This is a genomic window from Aliidongia dinghuensis (assembly GCF_014643535.1).
In the GTDB taxonomy this organism is placed as follows: domain Bacteria; phylum Pseudomonadota; class Alphaproteobacteria; order ATCC43930; family CGMCC-115725; genus Aliidongia; species Aliidongia dinghuensis.
In genome coordinates, this window is sequence record NZ_BMJQ01000007.1 from 211,264 (window position 1) to 231,187 (window position 19,924).

Here is a 19,924-nt window from a genome sequence, read left to right on the forward strand (position 1 = left end):
CGGTCCATGTCTGGCTTGCCCGGGGCCGGGCTGGAACTGCTGACCTTCGGCTGTCGGCTCAATATCTACGAGTCCGAGGTCATGCGGCGGCTGGCCGGCGAGGCGGGCCTCGCCGATGCGGTCATCGTCAACACCTGTGCCGTGACGGCCGAGGCGGAGCGCCAGTCGCGCCAGGCGATCCGCCGCGCCCACCGGCGCCGGCCGGAGGCGCCGATCATCGTCACCGGCTGCGCCGCCCAGCTGCATCCCGACCGCTTCGCCGCCATGCCCGAGGTCGCACGCGTGCTGGGCAACGGCGAGAAGCTGACGGCCGCCGCCTGGGACCCCGGTGCCGCGCCGCTGATGGTCGGCGATGCCCAGGCGCTGAGCGAGACGGCAAGCCATCTCCTTGACGGGTTCGACGGCCATGCCCGCGCCTTCCTGCAGGTGCAGCAGGGCTGCGACCACCGCTGCACCTTCTGCATCATTCCGCTGGCGCGCGGGCCGAACCGGTCCGTGCCGGTCGGCCAGATCGTGGCCCAGGCGCAGGCGCTGGTCGAAGCCGGCTATCGCGAGCTGGTGCTGACCGGCGTCGATCTCACCGCCTATGGCGCCGACCTGCCGGGCTGCCCGACGCTGGGCCAGATGGTCCGGCGCCTGCTGGCGCTGGTGCCGGCGCTGCCGCGGCTCCGGCTCTCCTCGCTCGATCCGGTCGAGATCGACGAGGATCTGTGGCGCCTCGTCGCCGAGGAGCCGCGGCTGATGCCGCATCTGCACCTGTCGGTCCAGGCCGGCGACGATCTCGTGCTGAAGCGGATGAAGCGCCGGCATGGCCGCGCTGACGTACTCAAGGTCGCCGACCGGGCGCGTGCGTCGCGGCCGGGTGTGGCGCTCGGCGCCGACCTGATCGCGGGCTTCCCGACGGAGAGCGAGGCGGCGTTCCAGCGCACGCTCGATCTGGTCGACGAGGCGGGCCTGACCCACCTCCACGTCTTTCCGTTCAGCGCCCGCGCCGAGACGCCGGCCGCGCGCATGCCGCCGGTGCCGGGCGACCAGGTCCGTGAGCGTGCGGCCCGGCTCCGCGCCAAGGGCGCCGAGGTTCAGGCGGGTTTTCTCGCGCGTGCCGTCGGCACGGTCGCGGAGGTCTTGATGGAGCGGGGCGGGATCGGCCATACCGCCCACTACGCGCCGCTCCGGCCCGACCGGCCGGTCGCGGTGGGCCACCTGTTCCGGGCACGGGTGACGGCGGTCGATGGAGATCAGTTGGTGGGAGAAGTCGAGTGAGCGAAGGCGGCAGCTGGCTGCAACGGTTGAAGCGCGGCCTTGGCCGGTCCTCGACGAAGCTCAGCGAGGGGATCGTCGGCATCTTCACCAAGCGGCGCCTCGATGACGAGACGCTGGACGAGCTCGAGGAACTGCTGATCCAGGCCGACATGGGCATCACGATTGCCGACGAGGTGACGACGCGCCTGCGCAAGACCCGATTCGGCCAGGAAGTGACGCCGGAGGAGATCCGGGCAGCACTCGCCGAGGTCATCGTCGAGCTGATTGACCCGATCGCAAAGCCGCTCAAGATCGATGCCAAGCTCAAGCCGCACGTCGTGCTGGTCGTCGGCGTCAACGGCAGCGGCAAGACGACGACGATCGGCAAGTTCGCGAAGTCCTATCGCGATGCCGGCCTCAAGGTGCATCTGGCGGCCGGCGACACCTTCCGCGCCGCGGCGGTCGAGCAGCTCAAGATTTGGGCCGAGCGCACGGGTTGCCCGATCACGACCCGGCCGACCGGCGCCGACGCCGCGGGCCTGGCACTCGACGCCTACAATGCCGCGAAAGCTGAGGGCGCCGACCTGCTGCTGATCGACACCGCCGGGCGGCTGCAGAATCGCACGGACCTCATGGCCGAGCTGCAGAAGATCGTGCGCGTCCTGAAGAAGGGCGACCCGGCGGCGCCGCACAGCGTGCTCCTGGTGCTGGACGCGACGGTCGGCCAGAACGCCCATGCCCAGGCCGAGACGTTCCGCGACATGGTCGGCGTTACCGGCATCGTCATGACCAAGCTCGACGGCACGGCGCGAGGCGGCGTGCTCGTCAGCCTCGCCGAGCGCTACGGCATCCCGGTCCACGCGATCGGCGTCGGCGAGACGGCGGAGGACCTGCGCCCGTTCGAGGCGACCGCCTTCGCGCGGAGCCTGGTGGGATTGGAAGGGTAGCTCTCCCGCGAACGCCCCTGCATCGTCACGCCCGGGGATGACGGGTGATTTGCTGTGCTCAGATGGGCGTCAGGCGTAAAGGTCGACGAGCTTGCCGCGGCGCCGGTCGTCCTGCTCCGGTTTGCTGCCGGTCTCGTTCTTCGCTTCCTTGGCGTTGCCACCCTTTTCGTTCGCGGTCACGGCGATGGCCGGAACCGGCACGGCCGAGCCCTGGGCGACCTGAACCTGCGTCGGCAGCACGGTCGGCTGTGGCGGAGGGGGCGGGATCGCATGGGCGAGGGCGACCGACATCGAACGTTCCAGGTTAGGGCTACGAGATCATAGCATCGATCGATTGCGACGAGAAGTGGCGCTCCCTACCGGGGTTTCGCGGACGGGGCGACTATGTCATTGGACGACAATTTTCGTTCGTTTAACACTTTCTCAAGCCGCTGGATCGGATATTGTACTGATGATAGGCGCAGATGAATTGCATTGAATGCCGAATAAATTACGCGGGCCTAGTCGCCTTGGTGTTCACGTTCGTTCCAGGATTGCCGGAACCGACGGGCAATCCTTCAGGGTATCGTAATGTCGAAGGTTGAGCGGGACGATCTCGAATATCTTTTCGAGCTGGCGCGGGACAAAACCGTCGCAGGGCGACGGATGCTGGTCGCGACGATCGGCGATCTGTTCTTTTCCCAACATGACGTCCTGACCGACCGCGAGCGGTCGCTCATGACCGAGATCCTGCGGCAGCTGATTCACGACGTGGAAGTCTCGGTGCGTCGGGCGCTGGCCGAGCGCCTGGCGGAGCAGCCGCTGGCGCCGTCCGATCTTGTGGTGGCGCTCGCGAACGACGAGATCGAGGTCGCCCACCCGCTGCTGGTCAACAGCGACGTGCTGCAGGATCTCGAGCTGATCGAGATCATCCGCAACCGTACGCTCGAGCATCAGCTCGCCATCGGTATCCGCAAGTCGCTCTCGGAGGAGGTTGCCGACGCGCTGGTCGCGACGGAGAGCGTCGACGTCATCAAGACGCTGCTTGAGAATCACAACGCCCGGATCTCGCAGCGGACGATGGAATATCTGGTCGAACAGTCGCAGCGCGTCGACACGTACCAGAATCCGCTGCTGCGCCGGCCCGATCTCGAGACGACGCTCGCCAAGCGCATGTACTGGTGGGTCTCCGCGGCACTCCGTTCCTATATTCTCGAGCGGTACGAGGTCGATCCGGCCGAGCTCGACGAGACGATGGAATCGACGGTCAAGGCGCTGACCGAGAACGAGGGCGCGCAGCGGCCGAAGGCGGTGGAGCTCGCCGACGAGCTGGCGGCACGCCAGGAGATCACGCCCGCGCTGATCGTAAAGACGCTGCGCGAGGGCGAGGTGGCGTTGTTCGCCGCCCTCTTCGGCAAGTTCACCGGCATCCGCCTGCAGCTGGTCCAGCGCATGCTGTTCGAGCCGGGCGGCGAAGGGCTGGCGATCGCCTGCAAAGGCAGCGGCATCGACAAGTCGACCTTCGCCTCGATCTATGTGCTGACCCGCAAGGCGCGAGGGCGCGATTCGGTCAATCACCTGGCCGACATGGCCGGCATCCTCGGCCTCTATGACCGGATCAAGGACGATGCGGCGGGCATGCTGCTGAAGAAGTGGCAGCGCGATCCGAACTTCCTGCGGGCCATCTGGCAGATCGAGCAGCCGCAGCGCGCGCCGACCAGGCACTGACGACCGAGGGGTGCCGATGTGTCGTCCTTGCCGCGCGCCGAAGAAAAGCCGCTGAGGGCACCGGCCGAGCCGGTGGCCGCCGCCGCCGAATCGCTGGACAGGCTCGATGCGGCGTGCCGGGACGTGCTCGATCTGGTCGGGCTCGATTTCCTCGCGCGCGGCGGCGCCATCCTCGTGACCGATCCCATGGGCCGCGTGCTATGGAGCAACCTCGCCTGGCGTGACCTGGCCCAGCGCCTGGTACCGCGGGCAGACGCCGCCGTGCTGCCACCCTGGCCGCTCGCCGAGGTGATCCGCGGGCTCGCGCGTGGGATCACCCATCTGCGTGAGGATGCGATCGAAACCGCGACCGGTCGCGAGACGATCTGTTCCGAGCATTGGGGTGCCTTCCGCGCCGACGGCACGCTCGTCGGCATCGCTTCCGCGGTCAGCGAATCGTCCCTGACCGGCCGGCTGAAGCAACAGCTGGCCGCGGCGGAAGACCGGCTCGACGACGTCGCCCGGCTCGTGTCCGATTGGATCTGGGAGACCGGGCCGGATCTGGTGCTGACCGCCGTCTCCTCGCGGGTCAACGAGCTCCTGGGCTTTCATCCGCGCGAACTCATCGGCCGGCATCTGCTCGATCTCGGCCGGTTCGTCGACGACCAGGGCGAGCCGGCGCTGAGCCCGCTCGAGGCGCTGCAGCCGCGACCATTTCGCGACAAGCCGTTCCTGATGCGCCATGCGAACGGGTCCGAACGTCATTGCCGGATGGCCGGGCTGCCGGTGTTCGATCCCGAGACCGGCCGGTTCCACGGTTTCCGCGGGACGAACCGCGACGTGACGGCGGAAGCGATGGCGCTCGGCATGGTGGCACAGTCGCGCACCCAGCTGACCCAGGCGATCGACAGCATCTCGGACGGCTTCGCGCTGTTCGACAACAACGAGCGGCTGCTGCTGTGCAATCAGCGCTTTCTCGCCATGTATCCGCGGAGCGCCAAGCGCATCCATGTCGGCGAGACGTTCCGGACCATCGTCGAGACCTCGTTCGAATGCGGCGACCTGGCCGACAGCGATGCGGCCCGCCGGCTCATGGCGATCACGCTGACCGACCGGGCCCGGGCGCTTGGCTCGATCGAGTACGAGCTGGCGGACGGGCGCTGGATCCGGGCGACCGATCGCATGACCGGCGACGGATCGATCGTCAGCATCCGCACCGACATCACGGAGCTGAAGCGGCGTGAGCACGCGCTGTTCGAGGCGAAGGAGGTGGCCGAGAGCGCCAACCGCGCCAAGTCGGAATTCCTCGCCAATATCAGCCACGAGCTCCGCACCCCGCTGAACGCGATCATCGGCTTTTCCGAGCTGATCATCGCCGAGACCATGGGGCCGATCGCCAAGCCCTATAAGGAATATCTGCAGGACGTCCTGAACAGCGGGCGCCATCTGCTCGAGGTCATCAACGACATCCTCGATCTCGCCAAGGCCGAGGCGGGCCAGCTCGACCTCAACGAAGAAGCGCTGGACCTGAAGAGCCTCATCGACGGCGTCGTGCGCCTGATGCGTGAGCGCGCGATGCGCAATGGCCTGCGCCTTTCCACGACCGTGGCGCCCGGCCTGCCGCCGTTCCGGGCGGATCCGCGCAAGCTCCGGCAGATCCTGCTCAACCTGATCTCGAACGCGGTCAAGTTCACGCCGGCCGGCGGCTCCGTCGATGTCGACGCCGTCTGCACGGCGGACGGCGACCTGCGCCTCAGCGTGATCGATACCGGCATCGGCATCGCGTCCGAGGATATCGCGGTCGCCTTGAAGCCGTTCGGCCAGGTCGACGGCACTCTGAGCCGCAAGTACGAGGGCACGGGCCTGGGATTGCCGCTGACCCGCGCCATGGTCGAGCTGCACAACGGCGAGATCCGGATCGAGAGCGAGCTCGACCGCGGCACGACCGTCACAATCCTGCTGCCGGCCGAGCGTTTCGATCTGTGGGACGATGGGGCGGCCGTGGAGCCGCCCCTATCCGGTTAGTTCAGGACGCGAGCGCCTTCACGCCCGGCAGCTCGCGGCCTTCGAGCCATTCGAGGAACGCGCCGCCGGCGGTCGAGACGTAGCTCAGCTTGTCGATGACGCCGGCATGCGCCATGGCTGAGACCGTGTCGCCGCCGCCCGCAACCGCGAGCAGCTTGCCCGCCTGGACGAGGCGCGCCACTTCCTGGGCAATCGCGTTGGTGCCTTCGTCGAACGGCGGGAACTCGAACGCGCCGACCGGCCCGTTCCACACCAGGGTCTTGGCGCCTTCGAGCTTCGCGACGATTGCCGCAACCGTCTTCGGTCCGGCGTCGAGGATCATGAGATCGGCCGGTACCCGGTCGATCGCCACGGTCTCCGTCGCCTGGCCGGCCGTGAGCTTGGCCGCGACCACCGCGTCCTCCGGCAGGACGATGGTGCAGCCGGCCTTGTCGGCCGCGGCGAAGATCGCCCTCGCCGTGTCGAGCATGTCGCGCTCGACCAGCGAGGTGCCGACTTCCGCGCCGCGCGCCAGCAGCATGGTGTTGGCCATGGCGCCGCCGATGACCAACAGGTCGACCTTGCCGACGAGCGAGTTCAAGAGGTCGAGCTTGGTCGAGACCTTGGAGCCGCCGACGATGGCGGCGACCGGCCGCTCGGGATGCTCGAGCGCCGCCCCGAGCGCCTCCAGCTCGGCCTGCATCAGGAGGCCGGCCGCCGACGGCAGCAGATGGGCGAGCGCCTCGGTCGAGGCATGGGCGCGGTGTGCCGCCGAGAAGGCGTCGTTGACGTAGAGGTCGCCGAGCTTCGCCAGCGCCGAGGCGAAGGCCGGGTCGTTGGTCTCCTCGCCCGGGTGGAAGCGCAGGTTCTCGAGCAGCGCGACCTCGCCGTCCTTCAGGGCGTCAACCACGCGCTCGGCTTCGGGGCCGATGCAATCGTCGCCGAACGCGATCTTGCGGCCGCCGAGCGCCGCCGACAGCGGCTCGGCCAGCTGCCCGAGCGAGGCCTCGGGCGCATGCCGGCCCTTGGGCCGGCCGAAATGGGACAGCAGCACGACGCGGGCGCCGGCCTTGGCGAGCTGCTCGATGGTCGGCACCAGGCGCTCGATGCGGGTCGCGTCGGTCACCTTGCCGTCCTGCATCGGGACGTTGAGATCGACCCGCACGAGCACGCGCTTGCCCGCGACGTCGAGCTGATCCAGCGTCTTGTATGCGACCATGTTGCGTCTCTCCGATGGCGATGAAGGAGGATAGGGGCCGTCCCGCGACGATACCCGCCGACCCCGTGCCATAGGCGGGGGGCTGCCCGCTGTCAACAACCGGCGGCGGGTTTCGTCACACCCGCTCTGCACGGGCCCGGCGTTGCGGGGCCGTACGCACCATCCTATTTCCTTGCGTCTGGTGTCATTTCCGGAGCGGCAGGATGGCGGACGACAGCGAAGGCCCGATCGAGGGCGCGCGGCAGAAGCTGATCGAGACGAAGCAGCGCTGGGCCGACGAGGGACGGCTCCTGACCGGCCGGACCGCACGGCCGGGCGTGGAGAGGCTGCCGCCGGGCCAGCGCGAGGTCAAGAACTGGCCGGTCCTGGACCTGGGCGTCCAGCCCGACGTGCGGCTCGACCGCTGGCATCTGCGCGTCTATGGCCTGGTCGAGAACCCGGTCGTCTGGGACTGGCAGCAATTCCTGGCCCAGCCGCAGAGCGACGACGTGTCGGACATGCATTGCGTCACCGCCTGGTCGCGCTTCGACAACCGTTGGCGCGGCGTGTCGGCGAAGTACTTGCTGTCGGTGGTGCGGCCCAAGCCCGAGGCGCGCTTCGTCGTATTCCACTCGTATGACGGCTACACGACGAACCTGCCGCTCGCCGATTTCGACGATGACGATGTGTTCCTGGTCCACCAGTGGCAGGGCGAGCCGCTGACGCGCGAGCACGGCGGCCCCGTGCGGGCGCTCGTGCCGAAGCTTTACCTGTGGAAGAGCGCCAAATGGCTGAGCCGCATCGAATTCATCGCGGCGGACCGCCCCGGCTTCTGGGAGGAGCGGGGCTACCATGGCCACGGCGATCCCTGGACCGAGGAACGCTATTCGGACTAAGCAGCATTCAAGCAACAAGGGAGAACCGCGCCATGAGCGCCTTCGATTTCTCGTTCATCTCGATCGACGGCCGGCCGATGCCGCTCGCAGCATATCGCGGCAAGGTGCTGCTGGTCGTGAATGTCGCGTCTTATTGTGGGCTGACGCCGCAGTACGAGGGGCTCGAGGCGCTGTCGCGCCAATATCGCGACCAGGGCCTCGTCGTGATCGGCGTGCCGGCCAACGATTTCGGCGCGCAGGAGCCGGGGACCGAGGCCGAGATCCAGGAATTCTGCACGACCCGCTTCGCGGTCGACTTCCCGATGACCGCCAAGGAGCCGGTCGTGGGCTCGGCGGCTCACCCGTTCTACCAGTGGGCGGTCACCGAGCTCGGTGCCGATGCGGCGCCCAAGTGGAACTTCCACAAGTACCTGGTCGGCCGCGACGGCGCGATCACGAGCTTCGGCTCCCGTACGACCCCGGACGCGCCGGAACTGGTGGGTGCGATCGAGGCGGCGCTGAGGGGGTAGAGCAGGCCCTCAGGGCAGACCTGCGACCCGCGGGGCATAGGGGAACAGTCGGACGTAGGTCCGTTTGGCCGTGCAGGCGCAGCCGCTGGTGTCGAACTGCAGGACGCGTACCGTCGCGTCCTGCAGATCCGCACTCGTGAGCTTGCTCGCCGGCGTGAGACGGAGGTTGACGTGGTCTGATTGCCGCGCCCCGGCCGGAAAGTCGATCTGCAGGACAGCCCGGGGCTTCCCGTCCTGCTCGAGCACGGCGGTGAACGCGGCACCCAGGGGCACCGGTTCGGCCAGCTGCAGCGCGATGCCGACGCTGGGAGCCGCGGCCTCAACCGGCTCGAGCGTCACCGTCGGCAATGGTGCGGGGTTGCCAAGCGGCCGGCCACCCTGCTGGGCGACCGCGGCGGCCATGAAACGGGCCTGCTGGCTCGCGAAAAGCGCATCCCGCTTCGCCACCGGCCGCTCAGTCGCAATCGCCCCCGCAACGTCGCCGCGCCGATAGAGCACTGTTGCGAGCGTGTCGGTGATCCGCACGCTGTTTCCGCTGGCAGTCCCTTCGGTCTGGATGGTCCGGCCGAGCGCGCGGCGCGCCATGATCTCGGCATCGGCCAACTCGTCCGGCGTCGGGGTGGCCGAGATGGCGACGAGCCAGGCGAGGTCGTTGTCGATGTCGGGCGGGGTATGCGTCCTGGCGGCGATGGCTTTGGTCAGCAGGGCGCGGTCGGCCCTCCTGGCGGCGGTATCCGCGCTATGGACAATGGCGAGCGTGATGCCGGCGAGCCAGACGATCCCCAGCGCGGCGAGCACGCCGCTGCCGGCGAGGCTCCGCGGCGGCAGGCGGGTGATGTCGCCCTGGCCGCGCACGAGCAGCCAGCCGACGGCGATGCCCGACAGCAGGCCGCCCACATGGGCGGAGACGTCGAGTGCCGGGATCACGAGCGGCAGGAGGACGAAATTCACGCCCAGCAGGATCCACCACACCCGCGGGGCAAACCGGTAGCCGCCCGGCAGCTGCGCGCCGAACCGGCGGTTCAGCACGGCCTGGGCACCCAGCATGCCGAACAGGACGCCGGAGAAACCGACCGACATCAGGTTGCTCGAAAGCCAGCCGAGCTCAGCCGCGAGCGCCGATGCCCCCTGGCTGACAATGCCCGTCGCGAGCACCAGGATCATGAACCGGCGGATGCCAAGCTGCCGCTCGACGATCGTGCCCACGACCAGGGCGAAGAAGCCGTTGCTGAGGAGGTGCAGGGCGTTGGCATGCAGCAGGTTGGCGGTGATCAGGCGAAACCATTCGCCCTGCACCACGAGCGACGAGGCGTTGGCGCCCAGGTCGAGCATGCCCAGCGGGTCGGCCTGGCTCAGCCAAAGCGACTGGCCGAGGAAGACCAGGACCAGGAAGCCGACCAGGCTCCGGGTCGCCCGGGGCCTGGCGCGCCCGAACTGTACCGCCACGGCCTCGCGCGCGGCCATGCGGGCGACGAGCACCGCGCCGTCGCTCTGCCTCGAGACGTGTTCGCTCACCAGCCTCACCAGCCGAGGGACCGCGTCGGCCTCGGCAAATTCCCGCACCGGAAAGACGTAGGTGCGCCTCCGCGTATCCAGGATCACGCTGGCGCGCCGCCCCCTGCCGACGATCACGGCCGAGAGCACGTCCGCATAGGGGATCTTGAGGCTTCGGTGCGAATTCACGTTGCGCGGGACCGACAGGCCGTCCCGCTCGAAGGAAATCGGCGGCGGCCCGCCCTTTGCCCGGTGATAGGCCTGTCGCCCGAGCATGAGCACGGTGATGGCGGCAAGGGCGATGCCCAAACTGGCCGGAACGTCCCAGCCGCGCGGCCATGACTCTGACATGGCCGACACGGCGAAGAAGGCGCCGATCACGACGCCGCCAAGCAGCGAGAGCAGGTTCGGGGGCCAGACCGGCGGCAGGCGGAACGGGATGCTCTGAAAACTCTGATCGGTTTCGATCAAGGTACGCTCCGCCGCAATCCGGTCGCTTGCTCCGTTTCCACTGCAACCAAAGTCAGGCTAGCCGTGCGACGCACGCGGGGGCAAGGGCGAAAGCCTATTGGGCCAGATCGCTCCCCAAAGGAATGCTGCGGATGGTCAGCGGCTGGGCGCGGCCGCGCACCATGATCTCCAGGGCTGGGAACCGGTCGAGGTCGGTCGCCGCGTGGCGTGCCACGATCTCGGACACGATCAGTTCGACGCCAGCTTCCTTGGTCATGGCTTCGAGCCGGCTCGCGGTGTTGACCGCATCGCCGATCGCGGTCACCGACACGGTCCGGCCGAAGCCCATCTCGCCGATGATCGTAGGGCCGGCATGGATGCCGATGCCGATCCTGAGCGGGCGGGCGAGGTCGGCGCTCAGCATCTGGTTCAGGTGGACGAGCCGTTCGGACATGGCGGCCGCGGCGGCAAGGGCGGCACGGCAGCCCTCCTCGATGCTGCTCTCGACGCCGAACAGCGCCATGATGCCGTCGCCGATGAACTTGTCGACCTGGCCGCCGGCCCCCTCGATCGCGCGGCCCATCTCCTCGAAATAGCGATTGAGCAGGAAGACGACGTCATAGGGCAGCTTGTGCTCGGCGAGCTCGGTGAAGGCGCGGATGTCGGCGAACAGGATCGCGATCTCGCGTTCGCTGCCGGTCATGTGCGTCGAGCGCACGAGCTTGTCGCTGGCCGCGATCGTCGGCGGCAGCAGCGGCGTCGCAGCGATGTCGCCCGTCGGGCGCAGCTGGCAGGCGAGTCGCACATTGGGCGGCGCCGACAGCCGATGCAGCACCTTCATCTCGGCATCGGACAGGTCCGGCAGCGCGCTCGCCGGGCCTACGACGCGGATGCGGCAGGTCGAGCAGCGGCCGCGGCCGCCGCAGACCGAGGCATGAGGGATGCGGGCGAGCCGGCTCACCTCGAGCACGCTCATGCCGTTGAGCGCCTCGATCCGCCGGCCGTCGGGATAGGTCACGCGGAAGGTGCCGCGGCGCCGTTCCCATTGCCTGCGGATGAGACGGAGGGCCAGCACCAGCAGGATGAGCACCGTCATGGTGCCGCGCATCCAGTCGCGCAACCGGTCAAGGTGTGCCTGGGCCTGGGGCGTGATCGCATGATGGGCGAGTTGGCGCGACAGCCAGTCGGGATCCCGCGCCAGCTCGGCGATCTCGCGGCCGCCCTCGACAAAGCCCAGGATCGCCAGGATCGGAATCAGCACGGCGACTGCGAACAGGAGCGGCTTCAGCGTCGGATACCAGGACCGGAGCCGGAGCGAATAGTTGAGCCCGATCGAGCCATGAATCCAGGCGGCGACCAGCAGAATGAGCTGTAGCATGCCCCGCGACGGGGCGAGCGTGTAGAGCCGGAGCAGTTCGGCCCGATAGGTGTCGTCGCCGTCGTAGAGGCTGTAGAGCAGGCGAGTCGCGGCGAGATGCTGGGCGAGCAGGAACGGGATGAGGAAGCCCAGGCACAGCTGGGCAGCTTCGGGCCCCGGCATGCGCAGCGCACGCCGGCGATAGAGTGCGAACAGGGCAAGCGCGATATGCAGCAGGAACGCGCCGTAGAGCACGATGGTGCCGGGAATGCTCTCCCAGATGTTCTCGACCACGTCGAGCATGGCCTGCATCGCCGCGACCGAGATCAGGCCCAGCGAATGGTTGATCAGGTGGATCGTGACGTAGGTGAACAGCACGAGCCCGCTAGAGAGCCGCGCCTTGTTAATGCGCTGCGGCGTGAGCACCGGTGAGCTTCCTCGCGCTGATCCAAGAGATGTCCGGAAAGGACTCGCCCCAAAAGACTCGTGCGCGGGGCATTTCATGCCGGAACCTATCATGCACATCCGGTCGCGGCCACCGGCTCGGCAGGACCCGGCCGACCGGCTGCGATCTCGCGACCTTCGGTCGCGCGGTAGCGCTTTAAGCGAGAGGTTCCCAAGCCATAAGGTTTCTGGTAACCCGGCTACCCAAGGTCGAGGGAGGTGTCGAGCCGGTGACTCATCTCATTGAAATTCATGGCCTCGTCAAAAATTTCGGACCAATCGAGGCGGTCAAAGGCATCAGTTTCACGGTCGATCGTGGCGAGGTCCTGGGTTTCCTTGGCCCGAACGGCGCCGGCAAATCGACGACCATGAAGATGGCGGCGGGCTTCCTCGCCCCCAGCGCCGGACGGGCGATCATCTGCGGCCACGACGTCGAGAAGGAGCCGCTCGCCGCCAAGCGCAAGCTCGGCTATCTGCCGGAGGGAGCACCAGCCTATCCCGACATGACGACTGCGGGCTTCCTCTCCTTCATCGCGCAGGTGCGCGGCTACCGCGGCGCCGAGGCGCGGCGGCGGGTCGCAGAGGCGGCGGAGCGGCTGGAACTCGGCGGCGTCATGTACCAGCCGATCGAGACGCTCTCGAAGGGCTTCAAGCGCCGTGTCGGCTTGGCCCAGGCGCTGCTGCACGATCCCGAGGTGCTGATCCTCGACGAGCCGACGGACGGGCTCGACCCGAACCAGAAGCACCAGGTTCGCGAACTGATCCACGGCATGGCGCGCGACAAGGCGATCATCATCTCGACCCATATCCTGGAAGAGGTCGACGCGGTATGCACCCGCGCCATGGTGATCGCACACGGCACGGTGCTGGCGGACGGCACGCCCGGCGAGCTCGAGGCGCGCTCACGCTATCACAACGCGGTCTTCGTGAGGGGAGCAGCACCATTCGGCGACGGGATCGTGGGCGCGCTCGCGGCATTGCCCGGCGTCGCGGCGGTCGAGCCGGGTGGGCGATCCGATGCGGCCGGGCTCTACGTGCTGGCCCAGAACGGCGCCGATCTGTTGCCGGCCGTGCGGGAGGCGATGGCCGAGCACGGGATCCCCGTTGCCGAACTCCGGCTCGAGCGCGGTCGGCTCGACGGCGTGTTCCGCGACATCACCGCCGCCAAGAACTAGAAACGCGTTCGGGGAGACTTGAACCTATGGGCACTGTCGGTGTCGTGTTCCGTCGTGAGCTGGTCAGCTACTTCGCAACGCCGCTCGCCTACGTTTTCATCGTGATCTTCCTGGTGATGGCCGGTGCGCTCACCTTCTACGTCGGCGGCTTCTTCGAGCGCGGGCAGGCAGATCTCCAGGTGTTCTTCAACTTCCATCCCTGGCTCTACCTGTTCCTGATCCCGGCGCTCTCCATGCGGCTCTGGGCGGAGGAGCGCAAGACCGGCACGATCGAGCTGTTCCTGACCCTGCCGATCACCACGGCCGAGGCGGTCGTGGGCAAGTTCCTGGCAGCCTGGGCCTTCACCGGCATCGCGCTCGCCCTGACCTTTCCGTTCTGGATCACGGTCAACTACCTGGGCCAGCCCGACAATGGCGTGATCCTGGCGAGTTACATCGGCAGCTTCCTGATGGCCGGCGCGTTCCTCGCGATCGGCTCGGCGATCTCGGCCGTGACCAAGAACCAGGTCATCGCCTTCGTCGTGAGCGCCGTCGTCTGCTTCCTCTTCACCGCGTCCGGTTCGCCCTTGGTGCTGGGGCCGGTCACGGCCTGGGTCCCGGGCGGCGTGATCGAGACCATCGCATCGATGAGCTTCCTGTCGCATTTCGCGGCGATCACGCGCGGTGTGGTCGACTTGCGCGACGTCATCTTCTTCGGCTCGGTCATCGGCCTGTTCCTGTTTGCGAACACGGTCCTGGTCGAGCTCAAGAAAGCGGATTGAGGAGGTCTTCCATGAGCCGTTCCGCTACCGGAATGACCTTGGCGGGGCTGGGCCTCGCCGCGGTCCTGCTGATCTCGATCAACGCGCTGTCGGGCAAGCTCTTCGGCGGCGACCGGTTTGATCTGACCGACCAGCATCTCTATACGCTGTCCGACGGCACCAAGGCGGTCTTGAGCAAGATCGATGAGCCGATCACGCTCAAGCTGTTCTACTCCAAGGAATTGGGCGACCAGGTGCCGAGCTTCGGCGTCTATGCCCAGCGGGTGCGCGAGCTGTTGCAGGAATATGCCGCCGATGCGCACGGCAAGATCAACCTGGAACTGCTTGATCCGCAACCCTATTCCGAGGTCGAGGACCAGGCGACCGCGGCCGGCCTCCAAGGCGTGCCGCTGGACGATGGCGGCGAGCAGGTCTATTTCGGCCTCGCCGGCTCCAACTCGACCGACGACAAGCAGACGATCGCGTTCTTTCAGCCGGATCGCGAGCGCTTCATCGAGTACGACCTGACCAAGCTGGTCCAACAGCTTGCATTCCCGAAGAAAAAGGTCGTGGGCCTGGTCTCGAGCCTGGCGCTCGACGGCGACCCGATGGCGCGCATGCAGGGCCAGCCGACCCAGAGCCAGGTCGTGCTCGACCAGCTGCGCCAGACCTTCGACGTGCGCGATATCGGAGCCGGCTTCGACAAGGTGCCGGACGACGTCGATCTTTTGATGATCGTCCAGCCGCAGAAGCTGCCGGCCAAGACCGAATACGCGATCGATCAGTTCGTGATGAAGGGCGGCCACGCACTGGTCTTCGTCGATCCCAATGCGGAATTCGCCCAGGCGCATCCGTCGATGTTCAACCCGCAGGGCGGCCCCTCGGCGGCGAACTTCGACCGGCTCTTGAAGGCCTGGGGCGTCGAGCTCGTGCCGGGCAAGGTCGTGGGCGACCGGGTCGCGGCACGCCGGGTCAACGCCGGCAGCGGCACGCATGTCCAGGCGGCGGAATATCTCGCCTGGCTCAATCTCAAGGGCGATTCGATCAACCACGACGACCCGGTGACGGGTCAGCTGGGCCAGCTCAATTTCGCGACCGCCGGCGACTTGCAGCCGATCAAGGACGCCAAGACCAAGTTCGAGTGGCTGGTCCGCTCCTCGCCTCAGTCGGAACTGATCGACACGGCCAAGGTCCAGGGCCTGCCCGATGTGCTGGGCCTGCTGTCGAGCTTCAAGGCGACGGGCGAGCGCTACACGCTTGCGGCCCGCATCACCGGGCCGGCCGACACCGCCTTCCCGGACGGCAAGCCGGTCGAGGAGAAGCCCGACGACGCGAAGAAGGATCCGGCCAAGCCCAACGACGCGAAGCCTGATGCCGCCAAGTCCGATGCGCCGAAGTTCACGGCCGATCCGACCCAGGTCAAGGTGGCGAAGGAGCCGATCGACATCATCGTCGTCGCCGACGCCGACATGCTCGACGACCGCTTCTGGGTCCAGGTCCAGGACTTCTTCGGCCAGCGCGCGGCGACGCCGCTCGCCAACAACGGCGACCTCGTGCAGAACGCGGTCGACAGCCTGGCCGGCACCGGCGACCTGATCGGCCTGCGCTCGCGCGGGTCGGCCGTCCGGCCGTTCACCGTGGTCGACCAATTGCAGCGCCAGGCCGAGGACAGCTACCGCGCCAAGGAGAAGCAGCTGCAGGACAAGCTGCGCGAGACACAGTCCAAGCTCGCGGAGCTGCGTACGAACAAGGGTGCCGACGGCAAGGAAGAGCCGCTGACCGCCGAGCAGCAGCAGTCGATCAACGACCTGTCGGCGACGATCATCCAGACGCGCAGCCAGCTGCGCCAGGTCCAGCTGGCACTGCGCCAGGACATCGACCGGCTGAAGGGGCTGCTGGTCGGGCTCGACGTGGCGCTGGTGCCGCTGGCGCTCGCGGTCTTGGCACTCGTCGTCGGTCTGGTCCGCGCACAGCGGCGCAAGCGCCGCGCGCAGCAGGCCTAAGGGAGAGAACGGGATGCGTCGCAATACTCTGATCGCGCTCACCCTCATCACGATCCCGGTCTGCGCGGCGGCGATCTTGGTGCCGATGCCGGGCGGCACGAAGATCGCGAGCGTCGCGACCGGGCCCGTGTTCCCGGGCCTCAAGGACAAGATTGCGAACGCGGCCAAGCTGACCGTGACCGGCTCCGGCGGCACGGTCACGCTCGCGCGCAAAGGGGCGGCGCCGAAGCCGGGCGAGCTGCCGCTCGACGGCTGGACGCTGACCGACAAGGGCGGTTACCCGGTCGACGGCACGACACTCCGCCCGATCCTGAGCGCACTCGTCGACCTCAAGACCGTCGAGCCCAAGACCGAACGGCCGAAGCTCTACGACCGGCTCGATCTCGGCAACCCGGGCGATAAGGGCTCGGAGGCCAAGGCGGTGACGCTCGGCGACGCAGGTGGCGCCGACCTTGCCAAGCTGATCGTCGGCCGCCGGCGCTACGGGCTGACCGGGAACGACGACGGCATCTATATGCGCAAGCCCGACGTGGCCCAGACCTGGCTCGCGGCGCCGGCCTTCGACCTGCCGTCCGACACGCTGAGCTGGATCGACCGCAAGCTGGTTGACGTCGACGCCGACCAGATCAAGCTGGTCACCCTCGCGGCCACTACGGCGGGCGCCAAGCCGTTGACCTTCAGCCGCGACAAGGCGGCCGACAAGCTTGGCGTCCAGGACCTGCCCAAGGACTTCAAGCTGAAGTCGGACAACCCCGGCAGCGATGTGGCGGCGGCGTTCCGCTATCTCGACCTGACCGACGTTGAGCCGGCGGCGAAGCTCACGGCGGCGCCGGTCGCGACCGCTCATGTCGAGACGTTCGGGGGCCTGGTGCTCGACGTGATGCTCGTCGACCAGGATGGCGCCACCTGGGTCAAATTCGCGGCGAAAGGCTCGGGCGACGCCCAGAAGCCGGCGGACGAGATTACCCAGCGGACGAGCGGTTGGGCCTATAAAATCCCCGATGCGCGCGTAAAAACGCTGGAGACGAGGCTCACAGACTTGCAGGCGCCGCCGGCCCCCGCCAAGGGGTCCTGACCCACCCGCAGCCGGTCCCGCGGCGGAACGTTCTGGCATGGCTCCGTTGTTGTTCCTCCGGGCGTCGTGAGTGGCGAGGAGGGCTCCCTATGCGCTACACCTCTCGCGAATTTCCGGCGGAGGTGATCGGGTGGAGGAGGTAGAGGTCCCGGCGGACGGGCCCCGGAGTGCGTCATGGCTGCGACGCCTGTTGGCGCCGACCATGGCCCTCGTCGTCTGCGGGATCGTGCTCGCCCTGCTGCATGGCCTGTCCCACGGCATCGACTATCAGGCCATGGTGCATGCGCTCAGGCACACGCCGAACCGCCTGCTCGCGTGGTCCGTCGCGGCGACGGCGCTCAGCTACCTGGCGCTCATCGCGCGCGACGTCTGCGCGCTCCATTACGTCGGCGCCCGCATCCCGGGCTCCGCACTGCTTTTGGGCTCGTTCTGCGGCTCGGCGCTCGGCAACGCCGTGGGCTTCGGTGCGCTGACCGGCGGCGCCGTGCGCTATCGTGCCTACGGGGCTGTCGGCGTGCAGCCGGACCAGATCACGCGCATCATGCTGTTCATCACGGCCGGCTTCGGCGTCGGGCTCGCGGCCTACGCTGCCGCCAGCGCCGTGCTGGCCAGCACGGCGATCGGCCGATTGCTGCACCTGCCGGCCGAGGGCCTGCGCCTCGGCGGCGTTGCGACCCTCGCCTCGGTCGCGCTCACGGTACTGCTCTGCGGCGTCCGGCGCGCGCCGGTCCAGCTCGGGCAGTGGCAGATCGATGTGCCGGGCGCGGGCTTGACCCTTGTCCAGATCGTGCTGACCGGCGTCGACCTGGTCGGCGCCGCGGCGGCGCTATGGTTCCTGCTGCCCGAGGGCCGGGTCGATTTCGCGAGCTTCTCGGCGATCTATGCCGCGGCGACAGCGCTCGGCGTCATCAGCCATGTGCCGGGCGGCCTCGGCGTGTTCGAGGCGGTCGTGGTCTTCGCCCTCGGCAACCGCGTGTCGCCCAGCCTCGCCGCGGCGGCACTCTTGGCTTATCGCGCGGTCTATTTCCTGCTGCCGCTGATTCTCGCGGGCGTATTGCTCGCGGTCTACGAGCTGGCGCGGCTCGCCGGGCGCGCGACCGGGGCGACCGAGCGCGTGCTGCGCGGTGCCGGCCTGCTGGCGCCGATCTATCTCGGCGTCTTCACCTTCGCGGTCGGCACCATGCTGATCGTCTCGGGCGCCACGCCGGCATTCGGCAAGCGTCTGGCGGCGCTCCACGACCTGCTGCCGCTCTGGGCGGTCGAGATGTCGAGCTTCTTCGGCAGCCTGGCTGGCGTGCTCATGCTGTTCGTGGCGCGCGGCCTGTTCCATCGGCTGGACGGCGCCTGGTGGCTGGCGCTGGTGCTGGCGCTCGCCAACCTGTTCCTATCCATCACCAAGGGGCTCGCCTGGGACGAGCTCGCCGTCATCAGCTTCTTCATCCTGATGCTGCTGGTGACGCGCCGGGAATTCACCCGTCCGGCATCGTTCCTGCGCCAGCCCTTCACGGTCGAATGGTTCGTCGGCATCGCGGTCGTGCTGGCCGGCTCGTCCTGGATCCTGTTCTTCGCCTTCCGCGACGTCGCCTACACCCATGATCTCTGGTGGCATTTCGAGTTCGACGAGCAGGCGCCGCGGGCGTTGCGCGCGCTGCTTGGCATGGCAGTGCTGGCGCTCGTCCTGGGCTGCGCGCAGCTGATGCGGACCGCGTCGGGCCGCGTCGAGCCGCCGACGGTGGAGGAACTCGGCCAGGCCGGGCGGATCATTGGCGAGCAGGGGCGCAGCGAGGCCATGCTCGCCATGATGGGCGACAAGAGCTTCCTGTTCTCGGGCTCCGGCCGCAGCTTCCTCATGTATGCCAAGCGCGGGCGCAGCTGGGTGGCTCTCTACGACCCCGTCGGCCCACGCGAGGAATGGCACGAGCTCATCTGGCGCTTCGTCGAGCTGGCCGACGAGCACGGCGGCCGCGCCGCCTTCTACCAGGTCCGGGCCGACAGCCTGCCGTTCTATCTCGATGCGGGGCTCAAGATCCTGAAGCTCGGCGAGGAGGCGATCGTGCGGCTCTCGGACTTCACGCTGCAAGGTGGCCGCTGGCAGGGCCTGCGCTATGCGCTGAAGCGCGGGGAGCGGGAAGGGCTCTCGCTCGAGCTGCTGACGCCGGAGGAGGCCGAGCGCCGCATCCAGACCTTGACCCGGATCTCCGATGACTGGCTCTCCGAGCGGCGCGCCAAGGAAAAGAGCTTCTCGGTCGCGGCGTTCGATCCGAGCTTCATCGCCGCCCAGTCGGTGGCACTCTTGAGCCAGCGCGGCGATCCGGTCGCGTTTGCGAGCGTCATGACGACCGATCAGCGCCAGGAGGCGACGATCGGCATCATGCGCCACACGACGACCGCCTCGCCCTACGCCATGGAGTTCCTGTTCACGGCGCTCGCGCAGCGCCTGCGCGAGGCTGGGTTCGCACGGCTCAGCCTCGGCATGGCGCCGCTGGCAGGTATCGGCCGCACGCCGCTCTCGTCGCGCTGGCATCGCATCGCAGGACTTGTCTGGGAACACGGCGGGCGTGTGTATAATTTCCAGGGGCTCCGGACCTTCAAGAACAAGTTCCATCCGGCCTGGGAGCCCCGATACCTGGCGGCCTCGGGCGCCATCGGGCCGTTCGTGGCCTTGGCCGACGTGGTCGTGCTGGCGGGCGGCAACAAGACGTGA

15 protein-coding genes are annotated in these 19,924 nt (G+C 68.1%); 11 read left to right on the top strand and 4 right to left on the bottom strand.

Annotated elements, in window-relative coordinates:
• Window positions 1-6: 6 nt before the first annotated feature.
• Window positions 7-1,263, top strand: a complete 1,257-nt coding sequence (gene mtaB / locus IEY58_RS15035) for a tRNA (N(6)-L-threonylcarbamoyladenosine(37)-C(2))-methylthiotransferase MtaB (RefSeq protein WP_229743737.1) — start codon at window positions 7-9, stop codon at window positions 1,261-1,263.
• A complete protein-coding gene (gene ftsY, locus IEY58_RS15040) occupies window positions 1,260-2,189 on the top strand; it encodes a signal recognition particle-docking protein FtsY (RefSeq protein WP_189047140.1) in 930 nt (309 codons plus the stop codon). Before mtaB ends, ftsY begins: the two co-directional genes overlap by 4 nt.
• Before the next feature lie 69 nt (window positions 2,190-2,258).
• On the opposite strand, the gene IEY58_RS15045 is transcribed toward ftsY, so the two are convergent.
• Window positions 2,259-2,480 carry a hypothetical protein gene (locus tag IEY58_RS15045; RefSeq protein WP_189047142.1) on the bottom strand — a complete coding sequence of 74 codons (222 nt, stop codon included), beginning with the start codon at window positions 2,478-2,480 and terminating at the stop codon, window positions 2,259-2,261.
• Window positions 2,481-2,759: 279 nt separating this feature from the next.
• Here IEY58_RS15045 and IEY58_RS15050 point away from each other — a divergent pair, with 279 nt between their 5' ends.
• Together IEY58_RS15050 and IEY58_RS15055 are read left to right on the top strand one after the other, a co-directional pair.
• Entirely contained in the window at window positions 2,760-3,896 is a 1,137-nt protein-coding gene (locus IEY58_RS15050; protein WP_189047144.1) for a DUF2336 domain-containing protein, read from the top strand.
• Window positions 3,897-3,914: 18 nt separating this feature from the next.
• On the top strand, window positions 3,915-5,900 hold the full coding sequence (locus IEY58_RS15055) for a PAS domain-containing sensor histidine kinase (protein ID WP_189047146.1): 1,986 nt from the start codon (window positions 3,915-3,917) through the stop codon (window positions 5,898-5,900).
• A 1-nt stretch (window position 5,901) separates the two neighbouring features.
• Here IEY58_RS15055 and IEY58_RS15060 read toward each other — a convergent pair whose 3' ends face one another.
• Window positions 5,902-7,098, bottom strand: a complete 1,197-nt coding sequence (locus IEY58_RS15060) for a phosphoglycerate kinase (RefSeq protein ID WP_189047148.1) — start codon at window positions 7,096-7,098, stop codon at window positions 5,902-5,904.
• Window positions 7,099-7,301: 203 nt separating this feature from the next.
• On the opposite strand from IEY58_RS15060, the gene IEY58_RS15065 reads away from it, so the two are divergent.
• Both IEY58_RS15065 and IEY58_RS15070 read left to right on the top strand, forming a co-directional pair.
• A complete protein-coding gene (locus IEY58_RS15065; protein WP_189047150.1) occupies window positions 7,302-7,973 on the top strand; it encodes a sulfite oxidase-like oxidoreductase in 672 nt (223 codons plus the stop codon).
• A 32-nt stretch (window positions 7,974-8,005) separates the two neighbouring features.
• On the top strand, window positions 8,006-8,482 hold the full coding sequence (locus IEY58_RS15070; RefSeq protein ID WP_189047152.1) for a glutathione peroxidase: 477 nt from the start codon (window positions 8,006-8,008) through the stop codon (window positions 8,480-8,482).
• Window positions 8,483-8,491: 9 nt separating this feature from the next.
• Here IEY58_RS15070 and IEY58_RS15075 read toward each other — a convergent pair whose 3' ends face one another.
• Both IEY58_RS15075 and IEY58_RS15080 read right to left on the bottom strand, forming a co-directional pair.
• On the bottom strand, window positions 8,492-10,447 hold the full coding sequence (locus IEY58_RS15075; protein ID WP_189047154.1) for a rhomboid family intramembrane serine protease: 1,956 nt from the start codon (window positions 10,445-10,447) through the stop codon (window positions 8,492-8,494).
• 94 nt (window positions 10,448-10,541) lie between these two features.
• The gene (locus tag IEY58_RS15080) at window positions 10,542-12,209 is read right to left on the bottom strand and encodes an adenylate/guanylate cyclase domain-containing protein (protein ID WP_189047155.1); all 1,668 of its coding nucleotides are present in this window, start codon (window positions 12,207-12,209) and stop codon (window positions 10,542-10,544) included.
• Window positions 12,210-12,457: 248 nt separating this feature from the next.
• Between IEY58_RS15080 and IEY58_RS15085 the strand changes: the two genes are divergently transcribed.
• The 5 genes from IEY58_RS15085 to mprF all read left to right on the top strand — a co-directional run bounded on the left by IEY58_RS15085 (window position 12,458) and on the right by mprF (window position 19,924).
• Complete coding sequence (locus tag IEY58_RS15085; RefSeq protein ID WP_189047157.1) at window positions 12,458-13,402, top strand: ABC transporter ATP-binding protein; 945 nt, start codon at window positions 12,458-12,460, stop codon at window positions 13,400-13,402.
• 26 nt (window positions 13,403-13,428) lie between these two features.
• Window positions 13,429-14,163: an ABC transporter permease subunit gene (locus IEY58_RS15090; RefSeq protein WP_189047159.1), complete on the top strand. Its 735-nt coding sequence runs from the start codon at window positions 13,429-13,431 to the stop codon at window positions 14,161-14,163.
• 11 nt (window positions 14,164-14,174) lie between these two features.
• Entirely contained in the window at window positions 14,175-16,145 is a 1,971-nt protein-coding gene (locus tag IEY58_RS15095) for a GldG family protein (protein WP_189047161.1), read from the top strand.
• Window positions 16,146-16,158: 13 nt separating this feature from the next.
• The gene (locus IEY58_RS15100) at window positions 16,159-17,220 is read left to right on the top strand and encodes a DUF4340 domain-containing protein (RefSeq protein ID WP_189047163.1); all 1,062 of its coding nucleotides are present in this window, start codon (window positions 16,159-16,161) and stop codon (window positions 17,218-17,220) included.
• A 130-nt stretch (window positions 17,221-17,350) separates the two neighbouring features.
• Window positions 17,351-19,924, top strand: a complete 2,574-nt coding sequence (gene mprF, locus IEY58_RS15105; RefSeq protein WP_268237574.1) for a bifunctional lysylphosphatidylglycerol flippase/synthetase MprF — start codon at window positions 17,351-17,353, stop codon at window positions 19,922-19,924.

Excerpts from the sequence above, each read along its gene's own strand:
- mtaB (WP_229743737.1), top strand. The coding sequence starts at position 7 with ATGTCTGGCTTGCCCGGGGCCGGGCTGGAACTGCTGACCTTCGGCTGT.
- IEY58_RS15045 (WP_189047142.1), bottom strand. The coding sequence starts at position 2,480 with ATGTCGGTCGCCCTCGCCCATGCGATCCCGCCCCCTCCGCCACAGCCG.
- IEY58_RS15050 (WP_189047144.1), top strand. The coding sequence starts at position 2,760 with ATGTCGAAGGTTGAGCGGGACGATCTCGAATATCTTTTCGAGCTGGCG.
- IEY58_RS15060 (WP_189047148.1), bottom strand. The coding sequence starts at position 7,098 with ATGGTCGCATACAAGACGCTGGATCAGCTCGACGTCGCGGGCAAGCGC.
- IEY58_RS15065 (WP_189047150.1), top strand. The coding sequence starts at position 7,302 with ATGGCGGACGACAGCGAAGGCCCGATCGAGGGCGCGCGGCAGAAGCTG.
- IEY58_RS15070 (WP_189047152.1), top strand. The coding sequence starts at position 8,006 with ATGAGCGCCTTCGATTTCTCGTTCATCTCGATCGACGGCCGGCCGATG.
- IEY58_RS15090 (WP_189047159.1), top strand. The coding sequence starts at position 13,429 with ATGGGCACTGTCGGTGTCGTGTTCCGTCGTGAGCTGGTCAGCTACTTC.
- IEY58_RS15095 (WP_189047161.1), top strand. The coding sequence starts at position 14,175 with ATGAGCCGTTCCGCTACCGGAATGACCTTGGCGGGGCTGGGCCTCGCC.
- IEY58_RS15100 (WP_189047163.1), top strand. The coding sequence starts at position 16,159 with ATGCGTCGCAATACTCTGATCGCGCTCACCCTCATCACGATCCCGGTC.